This window comes from Aerosakkonema funiforme FACHB-1375 (assembly GCF_014696265.1).
In the GTDB taxonomy this organism is placed as follows: Bacteria; Cyanobacteriota; Cyanobacteriia; order Cyanobacteriales; family Aerosakkonemataceae; genus Aerosakkonema; species Aerosakkonema funiforme_A.
This window is the reverse complement of record NZ_JACJPW010000012.1, coordinates 16,298-41,902: the sequence shown is the minus strand read 5'-3', so window position 1 is coordinate 41,902 and position 25,605 is coordinate 16,298. Positions and strand designations below refer to the sequence as shown.

Annotated in this window: 21 protein-coding genes and 2 pseudogenes; 6 read left to right on the top strand and 17 right to left on the bottom strand. The window is 43.6% G+C overall.

The window, feature by feature from the left end; translation table 11 throughout:
* The first annotated feature begins 23 nt into the window (after positions 1-23).
* Both H6G03_RS06660 and H6G03_RS06655 read left to right on the top strand, forming a co-directional pair.
* Complete coding sequence (locus H6G03_RS06660) at positions 24-212, top strand: hypothetical protein (RefSeq protein WP_190463319.1); 189 nt, start codon at positions 24-26, stop codon at positions 210-212.
* 26 nt (positions 213-238) lie between these two features.
* Complete coding sequence (locus tag H6G03_RS06655; protein WP_190463317.1) at positions 239-715, top strand: putative quinol monooxygenase; 477 nt, start codon at positions 239-241, stop codon at positions 713-715.
* 172 nt (positions 716-887) lie between these two features.
* Here H6G03_RS06655 and H6G03_RS06650 read toward each other — a convergent pair whose 3' ends face one another.
* The 4 genes from H6G03_RS06650 to H6G03_RS06635 form a co-directional block, all read right to left on the bottom strand.
* Positions 888-1,838: a HEAT repeat domain-containing protein gene (locus H6G03_RS06650; protein ID WP_190463315.1), complete on the bottom strand. Its 951-nt coding sequence runs from the start codon at positions 1,836-1,838 to the stop codon at positions 888-890.
* Positions 1,839-1,931: 93 nt separating this feature from the next.
* Entirely contained in the window at positions 1,932-4,214 is a 2,283-nt protein-coding gene (locus tag H6G03_RS06645; protein ID WP_190463313.1) for a tetratricopeptide repeat protein, read from the bottom strand.
* Positions 4,215-4,220: 6 nt separating this feature from the next.
* A complete protein-coding gene (locus H6G03_RS06640; protein WP_190463310.1) occupies positions 4,221-5,486 on the bottom strand; it encodes a cation:proton antiporter in 1,266 nt (421 codons plus the stop codon).
* A gap of 212 nt (positions 5,487-5,698) precedes the next feature.
* Complete coding sequence (locus H6G03_RS06635; RefSeq protein ID WP_190463308.1) at positions 5,699-6,328, bottom strand: WG repeat-containing protein; 630 nt, start codon at positions 6,326-6,328, stop codon at positions 5,699-5,701.
* A 193-nt stretch (positions 6,329-6,521) separates the two neighbouring features.
* Between H6G03_RS06635 and H6G03_RS06630 the strand changes: the two genes are divergently transcribed.
* A complete protein-coding gene (locus tag H6G03_RS06630) occupies positions 6,522-6,776 on the top strand; it encodes a hypothetical protein (protein WP_190463306.1) in 255 nt (84 codons plus the stop codon).
* 86 nt (positions 6,777-6,862) lie between these two features.
* Here H6G03_RS06630 and H6G03_RS39445 read toward each other — a convergent pair.
* The 10 genes and pseudogenes from H6G03_RS39445 to H6G03_RS06585 all read right to left on the bottom strand — a co-directional run.
* A pseudogene (locus H6G03_RS39445) lies at positions 6,863-6,934 on the bottom strand (DUF4351 domain-containing protein); the annotation flags it as partial.
* A 172-nt stretch (positions 6,935-7,106) separates the two neighbouring features.
* On the bottom strand, positions 7,107-7,535 hold the full coding sequence (locus H6G03_RS06625) for a type II toxin-antitoxin system VapC family toxin (protein ID WP_190463304.1): 429 nt from the start codon (positions 7,533-7,535) through the stop codon (positions 7,107-7,109).
* The gene (locus H6G03_RS06620; protein ID WP_190463303.1) at positions 7,532-7,747 is read right to left on the bottom strand and encodes a hypothetical protein; all 216 of its coding nucleotides are present in this window, start codon (positions 7,745-7,747) and stop codon (positions 7,532-7,534) included. Before H6G03_RS06620 ends, H6G03_RS06625 begins: the two co-directional genes overlap by 4 nt.
* Positions 7,748-7,819: 72 nt before the next feature.
* Positions 7,820-8,032 (bottom strand): hypothetical protein, encoded by a 213-nt coding sequence (locus H6G03_RS06615; RefSeq protein WP_190463301.1) that lies wholly within the window; start codon positions 8,030-8,032, stop codon positions 7,820-7,822.
* Positions 8,033-8,109: 77 nt separating this feature from the next.
* Positions 8,110-9,030 (bottom strand): annotated as a pseudogene (locus H6G03_RS06610) (NACHT domain-containing protein); the annotation flags it as partial.
* A gap of 154 nt (positions 9,031-9,184) precedes the next feature.
* Positions 9,185-10,546 (bottom strand): (Fe-S)-binding protein, encoded by a 1,362-nt coding sequence (locus H6G03_RS06605; protein ID WP_190463299.1) that lies wholly within the window; start codon positions 10,544-10,546, stop codon positions 9,185-9,187.
* Between the two features lie 86 nt (positions 10,547-10,632).
* Complete coding sequence (locus H6G03_RS06600; protein ID WP_322111863.1) at positions 10,633-11,958, bottom strand: FAD-binding oxidoreductase; 1,326 nt, start codon at positions 11,956-11,958, stop codon at positions 10,633-10,635.
* Positions 11,958-12,620: an HD domain-containing protein gene (locus H6G03_RS06595; RefSeq protein ID WP_242060327.1), complete on the bottom strand. Its 663-nt coding sequence runs from the start codon at positions 12,618-12,620 to the stop codon at positions 11,958-11,960. Before H6G03_RS06595 ends, H6G03_RS06600 begins: the two co-directional genes overlap by 1 nt.
* Before the next feature lie 290 nt (positions 12,621-12,910).
* A complete protein-coding gene (glcD, locus tag H6G03_RS06590) occupies positions 12,911-14,383 on the bottom strand; it encodes a glycolate oxidase subunit GlcD (protein ID WP_190463296.1) in 1,473 nt (490 codons plus the stop codon).
* 69 nt (positions 14,384-14,452) lie between these two features.
* Positions 14,453-16,462, bottom strand: a complete 2,010-nt coding sequence (locus H6G03_RS06585; protein ID WP_190463294.1) for a serine/threonine-protein kinase — start codon at positions 16,460-16,462, stop codon at positions 14,453-14,455.
* Between the two features lie 67 nt (positions 16,463-16,529).
* On the opposite strand from H6G03_RS06585, the gene H6G03_RS06580 reads away from it, so the two are divergent.
* Positions 16,530-17,033 carry a hypothetical protein gene (locus H6G03_RS06580; protein WP_190463292.1) on the top strand — a complete coding sequence of 168 codons (504 nt, stop codon included), beginning with the start codon at positions 16,530-16,532 and terminating at the stop codon, positions 17,031-17,033.
* Between the two features lie 170 nt (positions 17,034-17,203).
* Here the strand turns inward: H6G03_RS06580 and H6G03_RS06575 are convergent, their stop codons facing one another.
* Complete coding sequence (locus H6G03_RS06575; RefSeq protein WP_190463290.1) at positions 17,204-17,902, bottom strand: carbonic anhydrase; 699 nt, start codon at positions 17,900-17,902, stop codon at positions 17,204-17,206.
* Between the two features lie 171 nt (positions 17,903-18,073).
* Complete coding sequence (locus tag H6G03_RS39235; protein WP_190463288.1) at positions 18,074-20,317, bottom strand: O-linked N-acetylglucosamine transferase family protein; 2,244 nt, start codon at positions 20,315-20,317, stop codon at positions 18,074-18,076.
* Positions 20,318-20,658: 341 nt separating this feature from the next.
* Between H6G03_RS39235 and H6G03_RS06565 the strand changes: the two genes are divergently transcribed.
* Positions 20,659-21,117: a hypothetical protein gene (locus tag H6G03_RS06565; RefSeq protein ID WP_190463286.1), complete on the top strand. Its 459-nt coding sequence runs from the start codon at positions 20,659-20,661 to the stop codon at positions 21,115-21,117.
* A gap of 36 nt (positions 21,118-21,153) precedes the next feature.
* On the opposite strand, the gene miaA is transcribed toward H6G03_RS06565, so the two are convergent.
* Entirely contained in the window at positions 21,154-22,101 is a 948-nt protein-coding gene (gene miaA / locus H6G03_RS06560; protein WP_190463284.1) for a tRNA (adenosine(37)-N6)-dimethylallyltransferase MiaA, read from the bottom strand.
* Positions 22,102-22,272: 171 nt separating this feature from the next.
* Between miaA and gyrB the strand changes: the two genes are divergently transcribed.
* Positions 22,273-25,518, top strand: coding sequence for a DNA topoisomerase (ATP-hydrolyzing) subunit B (gyrB, locus tag H6G03_RS06555; protein WP_190463282.1), 3,246 nt, complete (start codon positions 22,273-22,275; stop codon positions 25,516-25,518).
* The last annotated feature ends 87 nt before the right edge of the window (positions 25,519-25,605 follow it).

Below are 25,605 nucleotides of genomic sequence, written 5' to 3'. Positions count from 1 at the left end.
AGCTACCGCAATCATGGTAATAAGTGAAGGCGATCGATTTGCGAAATGCTCCGTACATAAGTAATTCTCAGTCCCCTGTACGCAAAGCCGGCAGCGATTTCACTTATAAGTTCGCCGATCGTACTCCAAACTTGGCTCGTAGGGCGAATATTTTTAAGTCGCCGCACGAGCGGTGGGCAGAACCTGAGATTTTAGGATATCCTACTGCTTAATCAAGCTAAAATCTCCAAAAAGAGAAATGGAAAAAATGCGACAAACTTATCTCTTTAGCCGGGTACGAGTAATAAAAACAGTTGTATTACTGGGTTTGGCAATTGCGAGCGCTGCAATATTCAGCAGTAAAGCCTTTGCTCAAGTTTCTACAACGAATCAGCAGAATACTAACACTAACCTGCCATTGGTTGTAGTCAATCGATTTGAAATCTACCCTGAACAGCGCGAACTGTTTCTGAAGCTGGCGAAAGAAGCACTCGAACTTACACCAAATGAACCGGGTTGTATCACCTACGGTTTTTACGAACAACCAACAGCCCAGAATTCTTTTATCTACTATGAGGAGTGGAAAGATAAGGCCGCTCTAGTTGAACACTTACAGAAACCTTATGTTAAGCCATTGCTAGCAAATTTTTCAAAAATAGTAAAGAAGAATTTTGCTACTAGGATTTATGATACTAGCAGTGTTTCTAATGAGTTGCCAATCAGTATAGGAAAATAGGCAAGTTACCGCATTAGATTCTCTCTCCTTCGCTCTCCCCCTAAATCCCCCTTAAAAAAGGGGGTTTTGAGGTAATCAACAACCAGATCTGATAACTAGCAACTTGAGTTAATAATATTTGCGATCGCGCTTTCAACACTCACTAGCTACCTTGCCCAAGCGCCAGTTTACCTCATTGATTTCTTGAAGGTGCAGTTATGCCTGAATTAGGGCGAGGGGTACAGGGATTAGGAGTAGGTTTAACAGGAGTTGGACGAACAGTTGGACGAACAGTTGGACTGGGAGTTGGGGTAGGAGTTAGACGAATAGCGGAGGGATTGATGCGAGATTGGGTGGGAGTAGTAGAAACAGGATGACGAGGGGGAGGAGGTACGCAAACCGCTACGTTAGTAGGATTGCTAATTGGTTGATTTTCGCTGGGTAATGCTTTGCTGGAGGGATGAGTATCAGGCGAACTGATTTTTCCTAAAGCTATAGCTGCACCTCTGCGAACTTGCTCATTTTTATCTTGCAATGCTTTAGTAAGATCGGGGATTGCAGGCGAACCGATTCCGCGCAAAGCTATAGCTGCATTTAAGCGAATTTCTTCATCATTATCTTTCAACATTTTTATTAAAATGGGAATGGTTGGTTTCGCTTCTGCACCGATTCCTGCTAAAGCAAAGGTAGCGTTTATGCGAATCTGCTTATTATTGGGTTCCTGTAATGCTTCAGCTAGTGCAGAAACTGCTGGGGAACCAATTCTCCGCAACGCTACGGCAGCATCTAAACGAACTCGATCGTCGGGATCTTTTAACATAGCAATTAGTTGAGGAATTGCTGTTTTCGCTTCTGCACCTATTGCACCTAAAGCAAAGGCAGCACCGCCACGAATTCGATTTTCCTCGTCTTGCAAAGCTGCTGTCAGCGCAGGTATGGCTGGAGAACCAATTTTCCGCAATTCTCTCACAGCTTCTAAACGCTCTAGTTTATCGTTATCTTTTAATTTTTCGATATGAGAGACGATCTCTAGGTTAGTAGAAGATTGTGCCTGTATGTCGCCCAGCAATGGTAATATCGCTGTCAGGCATAACATGGCAATTTTAGGTGTCAGAATGAATTTTTGTTGACTGCGCTTATCCATGTAAAATCCTCCCTCTTTTGTATGATAGACGAAAAAGGTGGAAAAATGTTCGTGTTGGTAAATAGTGAATTATTTCTACTAAGTTTTTTCTAATTAATTTGTCTGGATTATTTTATGATAAAATGCCTCAAGTGCTGCTATGCAATTTTTGTCTTCGTAGAGGTAATTTTGGCAATGTTTGATTTGCTCTACGATTTGATGTCTCCACTCTCGATCTAAACCCAATCTAACGGCTATTTCGATATATTCTGCTTCATTATTAGCGATTGTTTCGGTGACGCCAAGCATTTTTAAAATGCCGTAGGATTGACGCGATCGCATAAATTTACCCGGACAAGTTACGATTGGTAAATTGCAAGCAATACTTTCTAGCGTTGTCAAAAATCCAGTGAATCCAAAGGTATCCAGAAAAATGTCTGAAACTAAATTCAGATTCCAGTAGTCTAGCTGTGTTTGGCGGGTTAAAATTAGGCAATATTTTTCGCTATCCAAGTCAAACTCTGCGAAAGCACGCTGTAATCGTTGCCGAAATTGTTCTACGATCGGTGGTGCTAAATGGGAGACGAAGACAAATTGCGCTTGCGGAACTTGTTGAGCTATTTTACCAAAAATATAATCGTACTGAGGTAAATATTTAAACAGAGATTGACAAGATAGATATACTACCGCATCTTCTCGCAAATGAAAATCTAAGCGGCTTTTGCTGAGTTCTGGAATGCTAGGTTTAGCGTAGGATATGCCAATGTTAGGTAAACGAATTAGTTCCTCTGAATAATGCTCTTTTGCATTTGATTGTTCCATCAAATCGCTAGAAAGAAAGTAATCAATTGTTGGCAAACCTGTAGTGACTGGATGTCCCCATGCTGCACATTGTATTGGCGCAAAACGCAGTGCTGCTAGTTGCGTCATTTGTGGAGTCATGCCAATATCTAGAAACACGAGTATATGTAAATTATCCGCGATAATTTGTTGGCAGATTGCTTCTAGATTGTCAGGGATATGATGAAAGCGATCGCTATATAGTTGAAACTCTTGGGTTAGTTCGTCTGTGATGCTATTAATATAGTAACAAGATATGTCAAAATGCTGGCGATCGCATTTTTTCAGCCATCCCATAAATACGATACCAACTGTATGCCAATGAAAGCAATCAGAGATATAGCCAATGCGAATTTTTTCATCCCCATTTAGAGGCGCTAGAGGCAGTTTTTTTAACCATTGAGGATATTTTTCCGCCATCACAGTATGGACAAACTGCCCATACTGTTTTTGCAATTCTAGATCATTATAACCTTGATATTGCAAATAAAAGTTTGTGCGCCAACCTATGCCTTTCAAAGCGCTCTGTTTTGCTTCAGAATTCTTTAGGGATGTTTGCTGGATAAGATTTGCCAAACCTTGTGTAAATCGCTCTCGGTAAAATGCAATTTCGTCTAGATCTTTATAGATAATTGGTAAGATTCGCAGCTGTTCTAATTTGAGAGATATATCATCAGGGAAGAATAATAAAGCATCATCGATCAGTTCGATCGCTGCTTGAGTTTGTCCGCAATCTTGCAGGATAATTGCCAATCGCAAGTAAAGCTCTATTTCCTGGGGATAAAGTTGCAGACTTTCTCGATAAGTTTGGATCGCTTGTTTGTATTCATGCAAATGTTTATAACAGTCAGCTAACGCGATGTAAAGTTCAACATCTCCCGTTTTGGTTTTGAGAAAGTTTTGATAATGGCTAATTGCTTCTGGATATTGTCCTAGATAATAAGCTGCATAACCAAAGTAAAGGTATGCTTGTACGGGTTCATTTTTAGCCTGGAATGCAATCGCCAGACTATGGAAAATTAAAGGCTCGCCGGGGTTTAACTGAAGTGCGGTTTTATAAGATGCGATCGCTTCATTAATTTGCTGTCGCATCATTAAAATATTTGCTAAATTAAGATAATTAAGATAGTAGTTCTCTCGAACAGCAATGGCGCGAATAAAAGTTGTTTCCGCTTGTTCGAGCAAGCCCATTTCCGAGAAAACTTTGCCCAAGTTATGATACGCTTCAATGTAGTGGGGATTGAGTGCGATCGCTTTCTCATAGTACCGAACTGCTTTGGCAAGATAACCTATTTTTTCTTGAACCAAACCTAAATTATAATATTGAATGGCATTTGAGGAATCGAGCTTTAAGGATTTATACAGCATTTCTAGTGCATCTTGATATTGCTTTTGCACATAGTAGATCGTTCCTAAACCGCGCCACGCTTCTGCATTATTAATATCCAAATCCAAGATTTCCTTGTATTTGATTTCTGCTTCTGCAAAATATCCAGCTTCATACAGCGATAATGCTTCAGCTTGGAGAGAATCTATTTTAACTTTCTTCTCTTCCATAATTAATCAATACTTGTCAACAGACGTTTCTATGGGTTTAACATTCTGACGACGGCTCTTAATATTATCCTCGTACCAGTTCATTAGTGGTGTGGCACTAATGCCGTGCAAAACTACGGAAATGACGATCGTAATATAGGTAATCCAAGCAATTTGCTCGCCCAATTCATTTTTTAAGCCATTGCCAAAAGCATAGCACAGATAATAGATGGAACCGACACCGCGAATGCCAAACCAACCGTAAAGCCAACGGGTTGTGGAAAGCAAACCTTCTCCTATTGTACAGATCCAAGCGCCGATCGGTCGAATGATAAAAATTAACAATCCTGCAACTAATAGCCCTTGTCCTGCAAACTGCTGGATTTGCGGTAGCCGCAAAAGAGAACCCAGTAGCAAAATTGTGCCTACTTCCATCAGTTTTTCAATTCGCTCTATGAATTCTAACTGAGAAAGTCGCTTTTTTGGATCGCGATAACTCCGCTGCGCTACAATTCCAGCCACAAAAACAGCCAAAAATCCATAACCGTTGACAATTTCTGTCAGGGAATAGGTAAGCAAAATAATACTGATGGCAACGAAATCTTCCATTAATTCATCAACTGGGCGGTGTTTTTGCAGTTGTTTATCAATCCAAACAACTGCCTTAGCTACCGCAATTCCCATGACTATGCCTGCCGCTACAGCCCAAATCAAATCAACTGCGACCCATTCTTTAAACCAACTTTGCCAGTTGTTACCTTTTTGCAACCAATAAATGCCGAAAAAGACAAACGGAAAAGCTAGGGCATCGTTCAAACCGCCTTCCGAGGTTAAACCAAAGCGCAATTCATCTTTGTCTTCTATATGAGATAGCTGCACTTCTGAAGCCAATACGGGATCTGTTGGCGCAAGAATTGCTCCGAGTAATATTGCCGGCCCCCATTCCATTTTGAGGAACCAATGACCGACAGCAGCAATGGCAAAAATTGAAATTGGCATTAAAAAACCAATCAGCCGCACTGTGGAACTCCAAGACCAAAAATTGAGACGGCGATTCATTTTTAGTCCGCAACTGAATAAAGAAACAATGACAACAAATTCCGTTAGTCGTTCCAAAAACTCCGCATCTGGCCGCAGTTTAATCAAATGTATCCCGTAGGGGCCAAGGAGAATACCAACGATGAGATAGATGAGGGCAAAAGAGAGGGGTAATCTGGCAATCCAACCCGATCCTAATGTGACGATGAGCAGGAGCAAGCCAATGACAAGCAGGTCAAGAATATAAATATCCATTGATATTAAAGAGGATTTAGTTCAGATCTGTCTTCTGAACTTTACCGATCTTGCTCTTTGCTCCTAATTATCTTTGGGTAGATTGTTGGATGTTTCTCTATCCGCCTGTTGGCTGAGGTTTTTGGAGAGGGAGAGGGGAGTGAAAAGTTAAAAGTTAAAAGTAGAAATTTACTCTTTCTCTCTAGCCCCTAGCCCCTAGTCCCTAGCCCCTATTATTTGGTGGGATTCCAAACAAACTTCCCTGTTTTGTCGATGTAGCCCCACTTGTCACCCAGCTTTACCCCTGCGAGTCCTTGAGAGAAGTTTTCCGTATCGTCAAACTGAGGCGAGATGACTGTTTCTCCTGCTTTGTCGATATAGCCCCACTGGTCTTCAATCATTACAGCTGCGAGTCCTTCGGAAAATTGATCGGCATCATCAAACTGCGGTGCGATGACCATTTTTCCCGTTTTGTCAATAAAACCCAACTTTTCGTCAACTTCAACTGCTGCTAATCCTTCGGAGAAGTCATCAGCATCATCGAACTGGGGCTCAACGACGATTTTGCCGCTCTGGTCAATATAGCCGTACTGTTCGCCAACTTTTACCCGTGCTAGCCCTTCGGAAAATTCGCTAACTTCATCAAATTTTGGTGCGATGACTATTTTCCCCGTTTTGTCGATATAGCCGAGCTTACCGTTCTGTCTGACGGCAAACAGTTCGCTTGACTGTTGGCTTGATTGTTGATTTGCCTCTGGTGAAGCAGTTGACGCCTGCGTCTGCTCTAGCGGGCGACAGGATACCAAACCCAAAAGAGTAAGGCAGAGGAAAAAAGGAATGGATCTGTTGACTTTTAGTTTCATCTGTGAATGGTGTGCGCGATCCCGCAGTTTACCGAATATAATTTAGCCCAAGCTTTGAGCGACGATCGCTACTTTCACAGGGAAAAGCACGATCGATCTGCCGTTTGCCCAGCGATGCAATGATCTGCTTACACCAGTTCTGAGCTTTAGCCCGGACTTTTGGCGGATTTATGGTAAAAAAAGACGATCTCAGATGCAAGACGCGAGCAGAGAAGCGCTTCCTTACGAAGTCATCAGTCAATTTGCACAAGCTGCTGGTGCAGTAGAATGCCACTGGAGAATAAGCGATCGCTCTTTTTCCGGCTACGTTGCGGAAGTTTGGTTTGGCGACCTGAAAACGGCGGCAGAATTTGCGATGGTGTGTAGCGATCGTATGGGCGTGATTTGCAAAATTCGCGCCACCTCCGATGGGCCAGCAAAATTTTATGTATCTGTTCCTTGCCTTTGAACTGAAAATGGGGGCGGGCAAGATGCCCACCCCACAAGAAAATAGCTTTTCTTGTGGGGTGCGATTACCTCATCCTTCAGCACTTCCTAAATACGCCCTTCCAACCATCTTTCCAAATCTGACACACTGTTAAAGTCTAAGAAAGCTTCTCCTACTGCCTTCCCACTGTAAGATTATCGATCGCAAGTTACCTGTTTTTGTTTTCTCTCCCACTCCCCCACTCCGCCTATGTAATACATATTCTTCGATCGAGAAAGGAGTAAAATCCGAGGTGTGATGACCGACTCACACGCAGCGTTCCGCAGGATTGAATTATTTTCGTTTGATGCCTCAAATTGTCCAATCTTCGATTGCCAAACCTACCACTTTTCCGAAATCTCGATGATTGCGGGTTAACAGAATCAATCCACGCGATAGCGCAATTGCCGCGATTCTTGCATCCATCTTTGCTAGTTGAATCCGTTTTGTTTTTAATTGATCGAATGTTGTAGCTGCACCCGCATCAAATGCTAGGATGGGTAACACTTTAAAGTCATTAACGAGCCGCGCCATCATCTCATATCCTTTCACTATGTCATTTAGGCTGCGTTCCCGATTAATATAGGCGTGACAGCCAAGCATTTGTTCGTGAAAAGTGACAATTGATACCGCAAAATCCGATAGCGGATGATGAGCCATGCGTGTCGAAAGGTTGCTATAATCCTTCCCTGCTTGACGCTGAAGCACGCTCAGATGGTCTGTATCCAACAAATATTTCATACCTCGTCTTGCGCTTCTAGTACAGACTCATCACCTTGGCGAATTGCTCGTCCGTAAGCGAGTACCTCGTCAAAGGCAGGTTCATCTTTGAAAGACCCTGTAATTTGTTGTAGCCAATTCGTCGGTTGAGGATTTGCAATTTGTTTCTGCAATTCAGAAATTGCTGCTTCAACTGCTGCCATCCGTTCTTCTAAAGAGGTGTTGTTTGCCATTGGATTTTCTCCTAATTATTAATTGTTTTTGTTTGAAATATTAGCCCACTTTTGAAGGTTTCTGGGTTGATTTTAAAGGCAGGTAGCAAGTGCTTGTTGGACGGATTCTGATAACTCGATCGCCATAAAGTAACTGCTAGGATATAAATAATCTTCCCCCGATTCATCAATGACGCGAATCATTTGATGATTGTTGGCTTGAGGGTCGGGTAATACTTGATAAATTTTACGAACTTCTAAGGAAGCTGAATAATCTTTGTTATTGATGCAAACAGCGAATTCCATATAATTTACTCCAGAATATATTTAATTTTAAATTCTTTTTTACCGATGCCGTGCGCTTCATACCAGTGGATTTCTGCTTCACACATTTTTTCATCTAAAGCATCTAGCCTTTTCTCTAAATTCTGTAACAATGCGGTGATATTGGTTTCCATCACTCCCAATTGTTGACAGACTTCGGCAAAACCAGAATCTATTTGTTGGGAAAGTTGCTGAAAAAATGCCTGCTGCTGGGCGACTGTTCCCCGTAACTGGGTTTCTAGCTGCTGGAATTGTTGGAGAATTTGTGACAATTCGGCAGTATTCACCGCCAGATTAGTGTTTCGCAGTTGCGCCAGTTCCGCTTTCATCCCCGTGAGTAACTGCAAAGTTAATCCCGCAAAAGCTTTCCCATCTTTTGCAAAGTCTTCTTTGAGGGTTTCTCTTAAAGCTTTCGGGAAGGTGGTATGCAGTAATTCGGCTACTTGGGGATAAACTTCTGGCGGGAGTTGAAAGCCACCCCCTTTACAGGCTGCCATGTTTAAGCGGATGAAAATATCCTGCCATTCTTGCGGGGTGAGGTTGCCGTTTTGGGTGAGGCTGTATTCTTCTGGGGTGAGGAATTGGTCGAGTTTAGCTTCTCTTAATTGGGGGTAACGTTGCTGGGTGAGTTCCTGTTGGGCAATTTTCACCCAGTTATCTTTGGCTTGGGCGGCGATTTTCTCTAACTTACTGCGGGTGTCGCGTGGGAGTTGTTTGGCGGCTAGAGTGATGACAGCTGCGATCGCCTTTCCCACTGCTTTCGTTAAATCTTCATTCTCTAAGGATACGCGATCGGAATCTTTCCCCTGAGTTAAAGCATCGATCGCATTAGCAGTATTTCCAGCAGCTACACTGGCTAAAGCTGTCGCCAACATTGTCCCCCAAACAATCCCATCCCCGGCGAGGAATGGGGGAAACGCCAAGCCACCTAATACAATTGCACCACCAATGGTTAATTTAACAAGCGATCGCGTATCCATACGCACCCGATCCTGGCACTATTTGATTTCTAGGATAAGCGATCGATAAAACGATCGCCTAAAAAGTAAAGCTTTAGTTAATTTTTGGCTTTAAGAAACTTTTTTACCTCCCTTTTCAAGGTGGTACGTTACACTGCGTTAACGCACCCTACACCTACAATTCTATTTTCACACCTCGAATCGAATAATCCAATAATTGCATCGGATGCACCACCGGAACATCCTTTTCTTGCAATTGCAAATGCTTAATAATTTGCAAACTACAACCCGGATTCGCCGAAGCAATTAACTGCGCCCCAGTATTCAGCAAATTAGTAACTTTTTGCTGCCCCAATTCTTCTGCTACTTCCGGTTGCAGCATATTGTAAACACCAGCACTACCGCAACACAAAGCCGCATCGATTGGTTCTCGTAACTTCACGCCGGGAATTTGTCGTAATAGCTGACGAGGTTGCACGCTAATCTTTTGTCCGTGCAATAAATGACAGGCATCTTGATAAACCAAAGTTAATTCACCATCAGTCAAAGGTGATAATTTCGCCGTCAAACCAACTTCCGCTAAAAACTCTTGGGCATCTTTTACCTTGGCAGCAAATGCTTTTGCTTTTTCTCGATAATTCGGGTCATCTTCTAAGATGTGACCGTACTCTTTTAAAGTATGACCGCAACCAGCCGCATTGATAATAATATAATCAACACCAGTACCTTCAAAACTATCAATCATTTGGCGTGCGAGTGCTTGGGCTTGTTCTTTTTGCCCTTGGTGTTCCGGTAAAGCAGCACAACAACCTTGAGATTTGGGAATCACCACTTCGCAACCATTTGCTGTTAAAACGCGCACGGTTGCTTCATTCACTTTCGTGAAGAATAGTCGCTGCACGCAACCCAAAATCACACCAACTCGATAGCGTTTTTTTCCTTGTGCTGGAATCACTTCTGGTAGAGTATCCGCAAAAGATTTCAACGTTACATCTGGCAGCAGAGATTCCATTGCCCCCAGTCGCGGCGAGATCTGTTTCAGCAATCCTGTAGCGCGAAAGAATTTGGGAAATCCCAATTTCTGATAGATTAGCAAAGGCGCTAGTAAAAACCGCAACCGATTCGGATAGGGAAACAGGTTAAAGATGAGTTTTCTATACAGTTGGTCTGGCAAACTGCGGGGATAATTGCGTTCGATTTGGGGACGAGTGGCGGCAATCAATTTGTCGTATTGTACGCCTGACGGACAAGTGGTGACGCAGGCGAGACAGCCCAAACAACTATCAAAATGTTGTACAGTGCCTTCCGCAAGGGCTGCTTCACCTTCGTTGATGGCATCCATCATATAAATCCGCCCTCTAGGCGAATCCATCTCTTTACCAATTACGCGATAGCTGGGACAAGTGGAAAGACAAAATCCGCAATGAACGCAGGTATCGATTAGTTTTGGATCGGGGGGTTGTTTGCTATCAAAACCATTCAAATTTTTTGAAGCTGAATCTGCTGGAATTGATAAGGGAACTTCTGAAGTTTGCATGGGTAGTTTGGATTTGTGTCTGTTTACTATTCTCTTGTGGGGCAGCCCCGATCGGGCGGGCAGGATGCCCACCCCACAAGAGAGTTTTAAATACCGCCGACAAAACGATGTGGGCTGAAGATATTTTCTGGGTCAAATTGCTGTTTAATTCGTCGCATTAAATCTAGGGCGTTGCCGGAGTAACCCCAGATATCCAGTTTTTGTTTGAAAGAGATCGGTGCTTCTAAAACGGTGAGGAAACCGCTGTGAGATTGACAGTGCGATCGCATTTTTTTCACACCATCAATTGCATTTTCACTTTCAAACCGCAATACCCCCAAACCGCTACCAGCGTGAATCAAACCCATTCCCTGCCCAGAGGCAATCTTATCCAATTGGGAAAGAGTGGCGACAGCAGCAGTGGGTAATACTCCTATTTTGCAAGCGATCGCAGACTCTATGCCCGACGCCTGCATTGATTGTTGTAATTGTTGCCATAGATTAGCCTCATCATTTCCCGCGTAGCTGCTGCATTGCAAACTCAGCTTTTCCCCGACTTCCAGCAGTCGGTTTGATTGTTCTCGGACGCTTTCTGTGACGCTTTGGAAGCGAGAAACTAATCCCATCCCTTTACCAAGTCCCAGGTTAGCTACCAACTGAGTCGATAGCAAGTCAACGGCGGTGGGTGTCAAGGCGGAGGCGAGAAGGGTTTTGGTAGCTTGTGCGATCGCATCAGCTGTGCCAGTAAGCACAACGGTTTGCGATGCTTCTGGCAAAGGATAAAGTCGAAACGTAACTTGTGAAATAATGCCGAGAGTTCCAAACGACCCTGTAAACAATTTCATCAAGTCGTATCCAGCTACATTTTTTACCACGCGCCCACCGGCTTTGGCAATTTGACCATCGTAACGGACAAAGGAAATTCCCAGCAGCATATCTCGAACGCCGCCGTATCGTTGCCGCAAGGAACCGGCATCAGCGGTAGCGACAATGCCGCCAATAGTAGCTGTTTGGGGATAAGCTGGGTCGAGGGCGATAAATTGTGCTGCTTTTGCCAAAATTGGCTGAATATCGGCGAATTTTGCGCCTGCTTCCACTGTGATGGTTAAATCGCCTACTGCGTGTTCGATCGCGCGGTTGAGCCGTTCGGTGCTTATTATTACATCTATCCCTTTAGCTAGGCCGCCCCAACTCAGTTTACTGCCGTTGCCGCAAGGTAAGACGCGCCAACGTTGCTGGTGGGCGCAGGCGATGATTTGGGCTAGTTCTTCCTGGGTGTTGGGATAAACTATGCAGCTGGGAGTAGTGTCTTCTGATACTGCTTTGCTTAAGTGTTTTTGTCGATCGATTTCGATGTTGCCCCACTCGCAGACTGCGGCTGGGCTGAGGATGGATTGGAGTGTTTGGGCGATCGCTTTTGTTTGTGGAATCACTATAATATTTTGTTACCGTTTGCTTCCGATAAAGATTTTATTTCTTCTTGAATATTCTGTCTAGCCTTCACTTCCAAGGTGGCAAACATTTGTGGGGTAAAATATATCCTTTCTCGTTGCAAAAATTTCGCTAAAACTTGTTTTCTGCCCAATCGATATTCTGCGTCTGAAAGCCAGGAATATTCTTGTCTGATTGCTTGTGCGTAATTTCGATATTCTGTCTCAAAAGAACCTAATATGGATAAGTCTGAATCCAGAAATATTTGACTATCAATACTGTTAGCTATGGGATGATGGTTTTGCGTTGCTAATATTAGGTTGACAGCCGTATCGATCGTGTCTCCTGGAATTGCCAAACTGGTCAAAACATCTGCTGTATAGGTAGCACTTTTCTCTTCGTTGTCTTTTGCTTTGGGGTCGTAGATGACATCGTGAAACCAGGCGGCAAATTCTAAGGCGGCGAAATTTTGGGAATGCGATCGCATCATTTCAATTTTTTCGATAACTTGCAGAATATGTGCGAAGTTATGATAAAATCTTCCCGTGCTGGTATAAGCAGCAGCCAAGTCTAGAAATACTGTTTGACTAACCGTTGACTCCACCTCAAACGGGAGTAGCAAAGATTGCCATTTGGAATTTGCGATCGCGATGTGGCTTAGCATATTAACTCAAGTTGCTAGTTACTCACTCAGTTGCCTGACAAATAGATGCAGATATCCAATTTCCAGACATAAGATTAGTGGGAGTAGCACTGCTGGCAATTTTCAATGCCACCAGAGTTCTCAAGTAGCAAGTCGATCTAAATTTTGAATCAGTAAGTAGGTATATTTACATCTTACACTAGGGCAAGAAACCCAGTTTCTTGCCCATAACTAAACCTGAAACCCAAGATTTTTCGTTAAGAAACCCGGTTCCTCAAATCTTGTTGAGAATGGTGCAAGATGTGAATCAATTAAAAACGTTCGATCGCTTCAAACTTTTTCTCAGTTTGAGCGCGAGCTGCTTCTCCACAAGTGCGAGGTGTGGGGAACATTTTCCCAGGATTTGCCAAACCGTTGGGATTAAAAACTTGTCGCACCCATTGCATTGTTTCTAAATCTGTTTCCGTAAACATTTCTGGCATATAGCATTTTTTATCTGCACCGATGCCGTGTTCTCCAGACAGACTGCCGCCAACTTTCACGCAGAGTTTGAGAATGTCTCCGCCTAATTCTTCTACTTTTTCCAATGCTCCCGGAACAGAGTTATCGTAAAGAATCAGCGGGTGCAAGTTGCCATCTCCTGCGTGAAATACATTGGCAATCCGATAGCCGTATTTCTGGCTTAAATTTTCAATCTCTTGCAGGACAAAAGGTAACTGGGTGCGGGGAATTACGCCATCTTGCACGTAATAATCGGGACTCATATGTCCGGCTGCGGCGAATGCGGCTTTGCGACCTTTCCATAATTTTAACCGCGTTTCCGGGTCGTTAGCTGTAGTGATACTGCGAGCGCCGTTTTTGGTACAAATTTCGGCGATGCGCTTTTTATTGGCAGCAACTTCTACTTCTAATCCGTCTACTTCTACTAATAGAATAGCAGCAGCATCGCGGGGGTAACATCCGGTGGCGACGACATCTTCAACTGCGTTGATGCTGAGGTTATCCATTATTTCCATACCAGCGGGAATAATGCCAGCGCTGATGATATCAGAAACGGATGCGCCGCAAGCTTCCATGTTACTAAAATCTGCCAGGAGAACGCAAATTGATTCGGCGGTTTTGAGAATTCTGAGGGTAATTTCTGTGGCGATACCAAGGGTTCCTTCGGAACCGACAAATAAACCTGTGATGTCGTAACCGGGAATTTCTTGCACTGGGCTACCAACATCAACAATTGAGCCATCGGGAAGGACTAATTTTAACCCTAAAACGTGGTTTGTGGTGACTCCATATTTGAGGCAATGAACGCCGCCGGAATTTTCGGCAACGTTTCCGCCGATGGAACAAACGATTTGGCTGGAGGGGTCGGGTGCGTAGTAGAATCCTGCACCGCTGACGGCTTGCGTTACCCAGTTATTAATTACTCCAGGTTGAACTACAACTCGCTGATTTTCTAAATCTATTTGCAGGATTTGTTTCATCAAGGCGGTGACAATTAAAACGCAATTTTCGACTGGTAATGCACCACCAGAAAGTCCTGTTCCGGCACCTCTGGCTACCCAAGGGATTTGATGACGATCGCATATTTTCACTACTTCGGCTACTTGTTCTGTTGTGCGCGGTAGCACTACTACTGCCGGTCGTTTTCGGTAGCTGGTCAGTCCGTCGCATTCGTAGGTGAGCAATTCTTCCCGACGCTGCACAACGCCATTTTTTCCTAATACAGCTTCAAATTGTTTGACTATAGGTTGCCAGTTTCGCTGTTCTTTTTCTTGGATTATCATAGTTGCTTTCCTAAAGGTGGCAATGTATATTTACGATAGTACACTAATACGGGTAAGGCTAAACTTAGTTTACCGTCCCAGTTTAGTGAGCAATTGCTTTCTATTTTCTATTGCTGGTTGATTGGCAGGCCATATTTGAATAGCTTTATCGTAAGCGGCGAGCGCTTCGTCGTACTTTTGTAATTTCTCTAAGACAATGCCTTTTTGATACCAAGCTTCCGAGTAATCTGGCTGTAGTTGTCCAGCTCTATCGTAGGAAGCGATCGCTAAATCATATTTGTTTAATTTTTCTAAAACAATGCCTCGATTATACCAAGCTTGTGCGTAATCTTGTTTAATTTGAATGGCTTTTTCCAAGCAGGCGAGCGCTTCTTCGTAGAGCATCAATTTTTCCAGTACGTAACCTCTCTCATACCAAGCTTCCGCAGAATTAGGATTGAGAGCCAAAGCTTTGTCAAAAGAAGCGATCGCATCGTTATATTTTTGCAATTTCCCCAAAGTCGAGCCGCGTTCTACCCACGCTTCCGGATAAGCTGGCTGAATTTGGACGGCTTTTTCCAAAGCTGATAGCGCTTCTTTGTGGCGCTGCAATTTATTGAGAACAATGCCTATATTATACCAAGCTTCTACATAATTTTGCTGAAATTTTACAGCTTTATCAAAAGATTTTACGGCTTCTTGATAGCGTTGTAACTTATATAATATTTCGCCTCGTATATACCAAGCTTCGGGATAATTTTGTTCAATTTCCACAGTTTTATCTAAAGATGCGAGAGCTTCTGTATTACGATTCAATTTCTCTAGCACTATGCCTCGACAATACCAAGCTGGCGCATAATCCGACTTCAATTTTACCGCTTCGTCAAAAGAACGTAGCGCTTCTTCAAATTTTTGCAATTCTAAGAGCGCTTTCCCGCGCTCCAGCCATATTTCCGGATAAGTTGGCTCGATTTGAATTGCTTTGTCTAAACTACCGATAGCTTCATCGTAGCGACGCAATTCTATTAGCGTTTTGCCTTGATTTAAAAGCTCGACAACTTCCGGTTTTTGAGCGGAAAGCGTCGCCATAACTCTGGGAGAGTTATGATTATTTATTGTCGCGGCTTCTTGAAATAATCTTGTCAGAAAAATAGTTGTTACCGCTGTGATTATAACTAAATATATTTCATAGTATTTAACGATCGATTTTTGACTGAATGCAGGTAACATAAGGTAGTGAGTATAACCAACAAGAGTACTTTGTAATTTTCGGAGATCTTCTAGTACTTCGTTAGCTGATTGGTAGCGTTCTCGAAAATGCGATCGCACCATCTTGTCTAAAATCGCTGCCAATTGCTTGCTTACCCGTGCTTGTTCGCGCCAGATAACTTCGCCGGTTTCTGCTTCTGACTGCAATTCGTCTGGCGAGATTCCGGTTAAGGCTTGAATTGCTGTCATTCCCAAAGCATAAATATCGCTATTAAAGCGCGGCTTTCCTCCCAACTGTTCGTTGGGCATATAGCCGCTGGAACCGATGAGAATGGTTCCGCCTGTCTGTCCCTGAGTGGTAATTACCAAACTGGTGATTTCTTTGACCGCTCCAAAGTCAATTAAAACAAATTTGCCATCCTGCCGCCGTCTGATTATATTTGAAGGTTTAATATCGCGGTGGATGACATTTTGGTGGTGAACAAACACCAATGTTTCTAAAACGTCTTGTAAAAAAGCTATAACCTCAGCTTCGTTCATTTGTTTCCCTGAAGTGATCTCTTGGCTGAGATCTTCGCCTTCAATGAATTCTTGAACTAAATAAAATTCTTGGTTTTCCTCAAAGTGGGCGAGTAGCTGGGGGATGCGATCGTGCTTTCCCAAGCGATACAGAACTTGTGCTTCCGTCTCGAACAAACGTCTCGCCGTTTGCAAAAGGGAGGGATCTACATCTTTAGACTTAAGTTGCTTGACTACGCATTGGGGTTTGCCTGGGAGGTCTCTATCTTCCGCCACAAAGGTAGCACCAAAACCTCCGCTTCCCAGCAAGCGAATGATTTGGTAGCGCCCACGCAGTGTCTTTCCAAGCATCCGGTTCGTGTCTTGTAGCATTGCTGGTACTGATTGTTACATGGATTTTGCCACAGAAGACACATAAAAAAAAACTACTGTCTGTGAGATGATTTTTGTATATCGAGAGAAGTCTGACTTGTTTTTTGAAACACGCCTAGAGGAAGAAGCTAGGTTAATTGATGTTTTCCTAACATTTATAGCGTTGCTAGCTACAGATGGAAAGATTCCCATGCGCGAACTTCATAAAATCTTCAATTTACTGCGCCGCACACTTTTCATGGTGCTGCTGGCCGGTCTGATTTCCCTGATTAGTTTGCCTACTCTGTGGGCTCAAGCGATTCCCTTCATGGATAATTCCAGCCAACCAGAAAACATGAACAGAGTGGGAAACCGTCCCTACGATGAACGGGGTAACGCAAATATCATACAAGCAGACAAAGACAGCAGCCTAGACAACGCTACTGTGAATAGAATTCAGAACAAGGCCGAAGATTTGGGTAACAGCCAAAGAGGAATTGGCGATACGGGCCTGAAAAACATTAAAAATTTGGGAAAAAATATCCCCCAGGCGATCGATCGCAACTTCAACCATAATCCAAAAGACATTTAGGGTAATGTTGAAGACAACGTTAAATAACAGTTTTGTCACCAACTCGTTGTGGCAAAAAACGATATTTTTTCAGCCGATAAAACAGGCGAATTTGTTAATAATACCGCCTGTTTAACTGTGCTATCTCTGGTTTATACTTTCCATTTGTTTTGGCGATCGCTACAGGCATTTTATCCTAACAATGAAGCTATCCCGTTGACATTCATATCAGGCAGCATTTCGGGAATTTCCTCCTCTAAAAATTCGCCATCATCATGTTTGGCTTGAATGTTGCACCGCTCCATACTGTAAACATTAACCCCTCCAGTTTCAATTTTATATACCCAGCCATAGATCCTAAGTTCGCCTTTGTGGAGTTTGGAATGAATAACTGGGTAGGTTCGCAAATTTTCTATCTGAGTTAGAACATTCTCTTCAATCGTGGCATTCAAAAGATCCTCTCCCTCATACCCCTGATAGTTTTCCTTAATCAGCCGACGGGTAGCTTCAGCGTGCTTTAACCATTCGTAAACCAATGGCATTTCTTCTGACAGTTCATTCATATGCAGGAGTCCTTTCATCGCTCCACAGTTGGAATGACCGCAGACAATAATCTGTTTAATACCCAAAGCTACGACGGAATATTCTATTGCAGCTCCTTCACCCCCATTGGCTGCACCGTAAGGTGGAATGATGTTGCCCGCATTGCGAATAATAAATAGCTCACCTGGTTCGGTATGGGTGAGTAGATTCGGATCGATCCGGGAGTCGGAACAAGTGATGAACAATGCTCTGGGGTGCTGTTCGTGAGAAAGCTTCTCGAACATCTCCCGATGGCTGTTGAAGTAGGTGGTTTGGAATTCCCGCAGACCTTTAATGAGTTTTCGCATGGCGTTGGCTTTGTAAACTTGTATTAAACTACTAGGCCGGATCAATTAATGAACGGCTATCTTTTTCCCTATCAACTTTTAAACAAGATAACAGATATGGGTAGACAGCAAAAAGTATTTTAAAATACTTTTTGCCAAGTATTATAAAATAGTTAAATTAGGGTAGAATTGCTACGAATGCTGTACAATTTGTTGGTAAAATTCTTCTAGCCCTTTTACACAATTTCGGTCTTCATAAAGATAATCCTGGCGAGTCTTAATGCGTTCTTTAATGTTGCTTCGCCAAACCGGATCTAAACCTAATTTAGCAGCGATGTAAATATATTCGGCTTCGTTTTGAGCGATCGTATCTGTTACTCCCAGCATTTTAAGAAAGCTATCGGCGTGACGACCTCGCATAAATTCGCCTGCACAAGTAACAATTGGTAAATGGCAAGCGATCGCTTCTAAGGCTGTATTTCCACCCGACCAACTTAAAGTATCGAGAAACACATCACAAAGTAAATTAATTGTCAAATAATCAGATCGAGTGGGAATGGTGAGAAATAAGCAGTAATCTTCGCTATTCAAACCTACTATTGCAAAGGCGCGATCGAGCCTTTTTTTGAGTAATCCACCCCGCAGAAAAACAAACTTAGCTTCAGGTACTTCTCGCGCAATTTCAGCGAAAATATAATCGTGTTGCGGCAAATATTTAAAAGGAGCTTGGCAGCATAAATATAGAACTGCATCATCCGGCAATCCCAAATCCGATCGAGTCTTTGTTAGCGCGGGAATATCTTCTGGTTTTGGGTAAGCAACACCAATATTTGGTAAACGAATTAGTCTTTCAGAATAATGTGATTCGCCATTTTCTGGTTCCATCAACTCGCTGGATAAAAAGTAATCAATAGTTGGAATACCAGAAGTAACCGGATGTCCCCAAGCGGTGCATTGCACTGGCGCAAGACGTAAGCCAGCTATTTTGACTGTTTGCGAGTCCATCCCAATTTCTGGAAATACAAGAATGTGCAGTTTATCCGCTAGTATTTGCTGACAAACTGCTTCTAGATCCTCCGGTATATGATGAAAAACATCGCTGTAATTCTGGAACTGTTTTGTGATATAATCTGGGTCGTTACCTGTGTAGTAACAGTAAACCTCGAAATTCTGTCTATTGCAGTAACGCAACCAGCCAACTAGCCATAATGTGCCGCTATAAGAGTGGAGATAATTTGAAATATACCCAATGCGAATTTTATTATTAATTTTCAATGGGGGCATTGGCAATGCCTGAACCCAATTCGGGTAGTTAGCCGCCATAATTTGATGTATTAAACTTCCCCACTGACGCTGCAAATCTACAACATTCAGCCCTTGATGTCCTAAATAAAAAGTGGTGACGCAAACTAAACCTGCCAGACCATTTTTTTTATCTTCAACTGTTGCAAGAGATGTTTTTTCAATTAAATCTTGCAGCCCTTGTTCGTAGCGCTGACGATAAAATTTTATTTCATCTTCACTATTGTAGACAAGAGGGAGCATTAATTTATCGAGAATCTGGAAAGCATAATCGTTAGGCAAAAGGCGCGATGCAGATTCAGCGCTGGCGATCGCTTCTTTTGTCTTTCCTCTTGTTTGTAAGAAGGTTATGAGCGCAAAATGCAGTTGACCTGCTGTAGGATAAAGGCGGATACCTTCTTGCAATGTGCGGATAACTTCTTCTGCTCGATTGAGATTTTTCAAACATTCGCTGAGGTAAAAATAAGCTTTTGCGTCTCTAGTGCGAGTTTGGAGAAATTGCTGATATTTGTCTATGGCAGTTTCATATCTTCCCTGTTTGTATAGTCTATGAGCAGATTCTAGAATATAAGCGGGACTTTTTTCGATATTTAAGGCAACTTCCAGGTTATTCAATAGATCTGGATTATCCGGATTGAACTTTAGGGCTGTTTGATATACTTGGATCGCTTGCTCGATCTGGTTCTGTCTCATTAAAAGATTTCCCAAATTGATGTAACTACCGAAGTGTTCGGGATTGGCAGAAATTGCCTGACGGTAAACTGCTTCAGCTTCGTTGATTTCGCTTATTTGTGCGAGGAGATTGCCTAAGTTGTTATAAGCATCGAGTAAGGTGGGATCGAGTGCGATCGCATCTTGATAAGCTGATATTGCTTCATTAATATTATTCATTCTTTCCAAACAACAACCCATCACATAACATCCCATTGCATTTACTGCATCAATCTCCAGAGATTTTGCAATAGCTGCTTGTGCATCAGCATAACTTTCGATTTGATAATAAAGTATGCCTAAGTTCAGCCAAGCTTCGGCGTTATTGCTGTGAGCGGTTAAATATTCTCGATATTTTGACTCGGCGGCGGCGAATTGTTGTTGGTGGTGTAAGTTTAAAGCTTGTTGATATAGAGTATTCACGGGATTTTCTCTTGGCTGAAGTTACTTAAATATATTTACAGTTTACCTTGTGGATGGGGTAGGCGATGGGACAGCTTACGGCAATAGCAGCACCCAGCGTCGTTAAAGAACTGGAAATGCCGCGCAAATCAGCTTGAAAATTCTGACTATTACACCATTCTAACTCGCATACAGGAAGTTGTAAAAAGCGATCGATCCTTAAACTATCACTGCCGCAGCCCAACTACATTAAAAATTACAAAATATTGATACAGCTTGTCAAGTACAATCGACGTTTAACTTTTTAAAGAATAGATTATAAAAAGAAAGCTGATTAACTTCTCAAAGCGAGGAAAAATTTGATGAAAGAAAACAATTTTATACTTTCCCCTAAAGCCAGTTTCAAGATAAAATCGCTGTTGCTTTCTGCAACTGCCCTCTGCCTAGTAGCAATAGGAGCAAAAGCGCAGGAAATGCCATTGCCAAGAGCCGATCGCAACGGGAATTATCCCTTGGTAATGAGCGAGCGGTGGGTAGTAGTAGACCCCGATCCTAACGGACTCAACTGCCGTTGGTCTTCGCGAATGCCGAGAGAATGGATGGACCCCGGTGCGACTTTCCCCAGAATGAATATCAGTGCGTGGCCGGTAGTGCGTCGTTTTCGCAAAGACACCAGAATCAGCGTTAACCTCGGCCCAGCCGGATCGGGAACCTTTGAGGATGAAAATGGCTTACCTTGGCTGAAAGTCAGCATTGACGATGACGATCGCATCTGTTTAGTGCGAGCTAATTCTAGATTTGTACGGCCTGTTAGATATTAGCCAATCTGCCTAAATGGAGATGATTGCATATATATTTTAGTAGCTTTTTTGCTGACATTCTGCGATAAACTCCTGCACTCTTCGCCACACTTTTTCTAACAGTTCGGGGTGTTCTACATCAAACCATTCAATCTCAGGATATTTGCGAAACCAAGTGCGCTGTCGCTTGGCAAATTGTCGGGTGTGCAAAACAGTTAAATCTTGCGCTTCAGTCAGGCTAATTTGACCAGCTAAATATTGTTTCATTTCTGCATATCCCAGCGTATCGAGCAAAGGCAAATCGGCACCATATTTTTGGCAGAGAGTTTCTACCTCCTTCACCAAACCATCTGCTATCATTATTTCGGTGCGCTGTTCGATGCGACGCTTCAGGTGAGAAGAATCGCAATCCAAGCCAATCTGCAAAATCGGATAATCGGGTGGATTTTCTCCCTGCTGCTCGGAGATCGGTTTGCCGGTGACGTAAAATACTTCTAAGGCTCGTAACGTTCGCACTGGGTCGTTGGGGTGAATTTTTTGGGCAGCAGTGCGATCGACTTGTTGGAGGAATGCGTAAAGTTGAGTTTGTCCGTAAGTTTGTCTGAGAGATTCCAATTGCGATCGCAATTCTTTCTGCGGTGCTACCCTGGGAATTTTCATCCCCTGCGCGATCGAACGTATGTATAAACCCGTGCCGCCAACGAGTAAGAGCGGGGGAGCGGGGGAGTGGGGGAGTGGGGGAGAAGCAATTAAAGCTTGAGCTTTTTGTTGATAATCGGCAACCGTAAAATTTTCCGTAGGATCGCAGATATCAATCAAATAATGCGGCACCAGATCTTGCTCAGCTATAGAAGGCTTAGCTGTGCCGATGTCGAACTCGCGGTACACTTGACGGGAATCAGCACTGAGGATAACAGAACCGAGCCGCTGAGCCAATTCCAAAGCCAGCCCCGACTTACCCGTCGCCGTAGGGCCACAGATCGCGATCAGTTTTGTAGCAGTCAATCTAAAATCCAAAATCTCAAATCGAAAATATTCAATGGGTTCATCCCCTTAAAAAATTTCCCATCAAATTGACCTACAGCCGCCTCCAACCCTTTTGTGTTACAATTTTGGAGTGTTTTTTCCTTTTGGGGCCATTATACGGCTCAAAGCCTTTATTGGAGAACTCCTTTTATGACGAGCAGTTACAGCGCCGATCAGATTCAAGTTCTGGAAGGTCTGGAGCCGGTCCGCAAAAGACCGGGTATGTACATCGGTTCGACGGGTCCGAGGGGACTCCATCATTTAGTTTACGAGGTGGTGGACAACTCCATCGATGAGGCGCTGGCTGGCTACTGCACTCACATCGAAGTTGACCTCAATGCCGATGGTTCGGTGACGGTGACGGACGACGGGCGGGGCATTCCCACAGATATCCATCCTCGCACAGGCAAATCCGCACTGGAAACAGTGATGACGGTTCTTCACGCCGGAGGTAAGTTTGGCGGCGGCGGTTACAAGGTTTCTGGCGGACTCCACGGTGTCGGTATTTCCGTCGTAAACGCTTTGTCCGAGTGGGTGGAAGTGACCGTGTGGCGCGACAAGCGAGTTCACAAGCAGCGCTTTGAACGGGGTATCCCGATCGGCGAATTAGAGTCCCAACCCATCAAAGAAGCTCGCACAGGCACTTCGGTGACATTTAACCCCGACTCGGAAATCTTTACCACCGGTGTCGAGTTTGATTACACGACTCTGGCGGGACGTTTGCGGGAGTTAGCGTATCTGAATGCTGGGGTAAAAATTACCTTTAGCGATCACCGCCTGGAATTACTAAAAAGCAGTACACCCAAAGTAGAAAGCTACGAATATAAAGGTGGCATTCGCGAATATATCGCTTACATGAACCGCGATAAGCAACCTTTGCACGAAGAAATTATCTATGTGCAAGGGGAGCGCAATGACGTTCAGGTAGAAGTGTCGTTGCAGTGGTGTACTGACGCTTACACAGATAACGTGTTGGGTTTTGCGAATAATATCCGCACCGTTGACGGCGGTACTCACATGGAGGGACTGAAGGCGGTGCTGACGCGGACGCTCAATGCGATCGCCCGCAAGCGCAACAAACTCAAAGAAAATGAACCCAACCTTGCTGGAGAAAACATTCGCGAAGGTTTGACCGCCGTCATTTCCGTCAAAGTACCAAATCCCGAATTTGAAGGTCAAACTAAAACCAAATTGGGGAATCCCGAAGTACGGGGAATAGTTGATTCTCTGGTGGGGGAAGTATTAACCGAGTATTTAGATTTTCGTCTCCCCATTGCTGATGCCATTTTAGAAAAAGCAATTCAAGCATTTAAAGCGGCAGAAGCAGCCCGTCGCGCTCGCGATTTAGTGCGTCGAAAATCAGTTTTAGAGTCTTCACCTTTACCGGGCAAATTAGCAGATTGTAGCTCCAGAGATCCCGCAGAATCAGAGATATACCTGGTCGAAGGGGATTCCGCGGGCGGATGTTGGGTTGGAGATACACTTATTTTATTAGCTGATGGACGCTCTATTAGCTTTAAACAAATTGTTGCCGAACAATTGGAAGGAAAAGAGCATTTTTGTTACACCATCTGCAAGGACGGAAACATCGGCATAGAGCGCATTGTAAACCCCAGAGTGACCAAGAAAAATGCTGAAGTTATCAAGCTAAAATTAGATAATGGGCAAACTCTTATATGCACGCCAGATCACCTTTTTATGTTGCGTGATGGCAGCTATAAAGCAGCGTATTTGTTGACACCTGAAGATGCCTTGATGCCACTTTATCGAAAGATTTCCGAAAAGGATGAACGAGGTAATGGGCTTGACGGTTACGAAATGACTTGGAATTGCAAGCATGATAAATGGATTTACACCCATATTCTGGCGGATATTTATAACCTCCAGAATGGAGTTTATGAATCCAAAGATGGCAATCACCGCCATCATGTAGATTTCAATAAACTCAACAATAATCCGACAAATATCAAGCGGCTTCCTGCGGAAGAGCATTTAGCACTACACCGCGCCCATATCGAAAAAACGTTGCATCGACCGGATGTAATTGAAAAGAGCCGTCAAGCTCATATGAGCGAAGAATATCGTGCCATGATGAGCGATCGGATGTCATGGATAAAAACGAGTTATATTCTTTCACAACAAGCTAAGGCTCAGTGGGAAGATGAAGAGTACAAAGCATACATGATGCAAAAGTGGCGAGATTTTTATGAGAACAACGAAGAATATCGCCAACAAAATCGGGCACAATTGAACAAAGCACAGCAAGAATATTGGAGTGATGAACTGAATCGTTTAATTCAGGCAGAAAGAGTTCGAGAATATTTTGAAAAAAATCCGGAAATGCGGCAGCTTTATTCAGAAGTTGCCAAACAAAAATGGCAAGATGAAGAGTTGTTAGAATGGCGGCGTCAAAAAACAAAAGAACAATGGACAAGCGAATTTCGGGCTAAGCGAAAAGCGGCACTTCACGAAACTTACTATCGCAAGACTATTGAGGCTTTGAAGGATGTAGAAATTCAGATGGGCTTTTTGGATTTGGAAGCTTACGATCTTTACCGTCGCAGACTGAAAGACAAGTCGATCTTGAAATTTCAGACTTTCTGCGATCGCTACTTTGACGGTAGTCGGGTACAAGCGCGTCAAGCGATCGCCAACTACAACCACCGCATTGTCTCGATCGAACGCCTAGAGGAACGATACGATGTTTACGATATCGAAGTTCCCAATACGCATAACTTCGCTTTGGCAAGCGGGATATTTGTGCATAACAGCGCCAAACAAGGACGAGATAGACGCTTCCAAGCGATCCTACCTCTGCGCGGTAAAATCCTCAACATCGAGAAAACCGATGACGCCAAAATCTACAAGAATAACGAAATTCAATCTTTGATAACCGCTTTGGGTTTGGGTGTCAAAGGCGAAGAATTCGACGCTTCCGGACTGCGCTATCACCGCATTGTAATTATGACTGACGCTGACGTTGATGGGGCGCACATACGCACGCTGTTGCTGACATTTTTCTATCGCTATCAACGGGCACTGATCGAGCAAGGTTACATTTACATTGCTTGTCCTCCGCTGTACAAAGTGGAACGGGGTCGCAATCATTACTATTGCTATAGCGATCGCGAACTGCAAAACCTCATTCAACACGAATTCCCCGCCAACGCTAACTACACCATCCAGCGGTTCAAAGGTTTGGGTGAAATGATGCCGGAACAACTCTGGAGTACCACCATGAATCCAGAAACGCGCACCCTCAAACTGGTGGAAATTGAAGACGCTGCCGAAGCCGATCGCATCTTTACCATCCTCATGGGCGATCGCGTAGCCCCCCGCCGCGAATTCATCGAAACCTACGGCCCCAAACTAAATCTCACCGATTTGGATATCTAAACCCTTGTGGGCGGGCACAAGGCCCGCCCTTACAGACCGTTTTGTAAGAAATCTTAATAAAAATTCTCATCAAATCAGTCTAATGTT

Excerpts from the sequence above, each read along its gene's own strand:
- H6G03_RS06575 (WP_190463290.1), bottom strand. The coding sequence starts at position 17,902 with ATGCGAAAACTCATTAAAGGTCTGCGGGAATTCCAAACCACCTACTTC.
- H6G03_RS06640 (WP_190463310.1), bottom strand. The coding sequence starts at position 5,486 with ATGGATATTTATATTCTTGACCTGCTTGTCATTGGCTTGCTCCTGCTC.
- H6G03_RS06655 (WP_190463317.1), top strand. The coding sequence starts at position 239 with ATGGAAAAAATGCGACAAACTTATCTCTTTAGCCGGGTACGAGTAATA.
- H6G03_RS06565 (WP_190463286.1), top strand. The coding sequence starts at position 20,659 with ATGAAAGAAAACAATTTTATACTTTCCCCTAAAGCCAGTTTCAAGATA.
- H6G03_RS06580 (WP_190463292.1), top strand. The coding sequence starts at position 16,530 with ATGATTTTTGTATATCGAGAGAAGTCTGACTTGTTTTTTGAAACACGC.
- H6G03_RS06595 (WP_242060327.1), bottom strand. The coding sequence starts at position 12,620 with ATGCTAAGCCACATCGCGATCGCAAATTCCAAATGGCAATCTTTGCTA.
- glcD (WP_190463296.1), bottom strand. The coding sequence starts at position 14,383 with ATGATAATCCAAGAAAAAGAACAGCGAAACTGGCAACCTATAGTCAAA.
- H6G03_RS06615 (WP_190463301.1), bottom strand. The coding sequence starts at position 8,032 with ATGGAATTCGCTGTTTGCATCAATAACAAAGATTATTCAGCTTCCTTA.
- H6G03_RS06620 (WP_190463303.1), bottom strand. The coding sequence starts at position 7,747 with ATGGCAAACAACACCTCTTTAGAAGAACGGATGGCAGCAGTTGAAGCA.
- H6G03_RS06605 (WP_190463299.1), bottom strand. The coding sequence starts at position 10,546 with ATGCAAACTTCAGAAGTTCCCTTATCAATTCCAGCAGATTCAGCTTCA.
- H6G03_RS06645 (WP_190463313.1), bottom strand. The coding sequence starts at position 4,214 with ATGGAAGAGAAGAAAGTTAAAATAGATTCTCTCCAAGCTGAAGCATTA.
- gyrB (WP_190463282.1), top strand. The coding sequence starts at position 22,273 with ATGACGAGCAGTTACAGCGCCGATCAGATTCAAGTTCTGGAAGGTCTG.
- H6G03_RS06635 (WP_190463308.1), bottom strand. The coding sequence starts at position 6,328 with ATGAAACTAAAAGTCAACAGATCCATTCCTTTTTTCCTCTGCCTTACT.
- H6G03_RS06650 (WP_190463315.1), bottom strand. The coding sequence starts at position 1,838 with ATGGATAAGCGCAGTCAACAAAAATTCATTCTGACACCTAAAATTGCC.
- H6G03_RS06585 (WP_190463294.1), bottom strand. The coding sequence starts at position 16,462 with ATGCTACAAGACACGAACCGGATGCTTGGAAAGACACTGCGTGGGCGC.
- H6G03_RS06630 (WP_190463306.1), top strand. The coding sequence starts at position 6,522 with ATGCAAGACGCGAGCAGAGAAGCGCTTCCTTACGAAGTCATCAGTCAA.
- H6G03_RS06625 (WP_190463304.1), bottom strand. The coding sequence starts at position 7,535 with ATGAAATATTTGTTGGATACAGACCATCTGAGCGTGCTTCAGCGTCAA.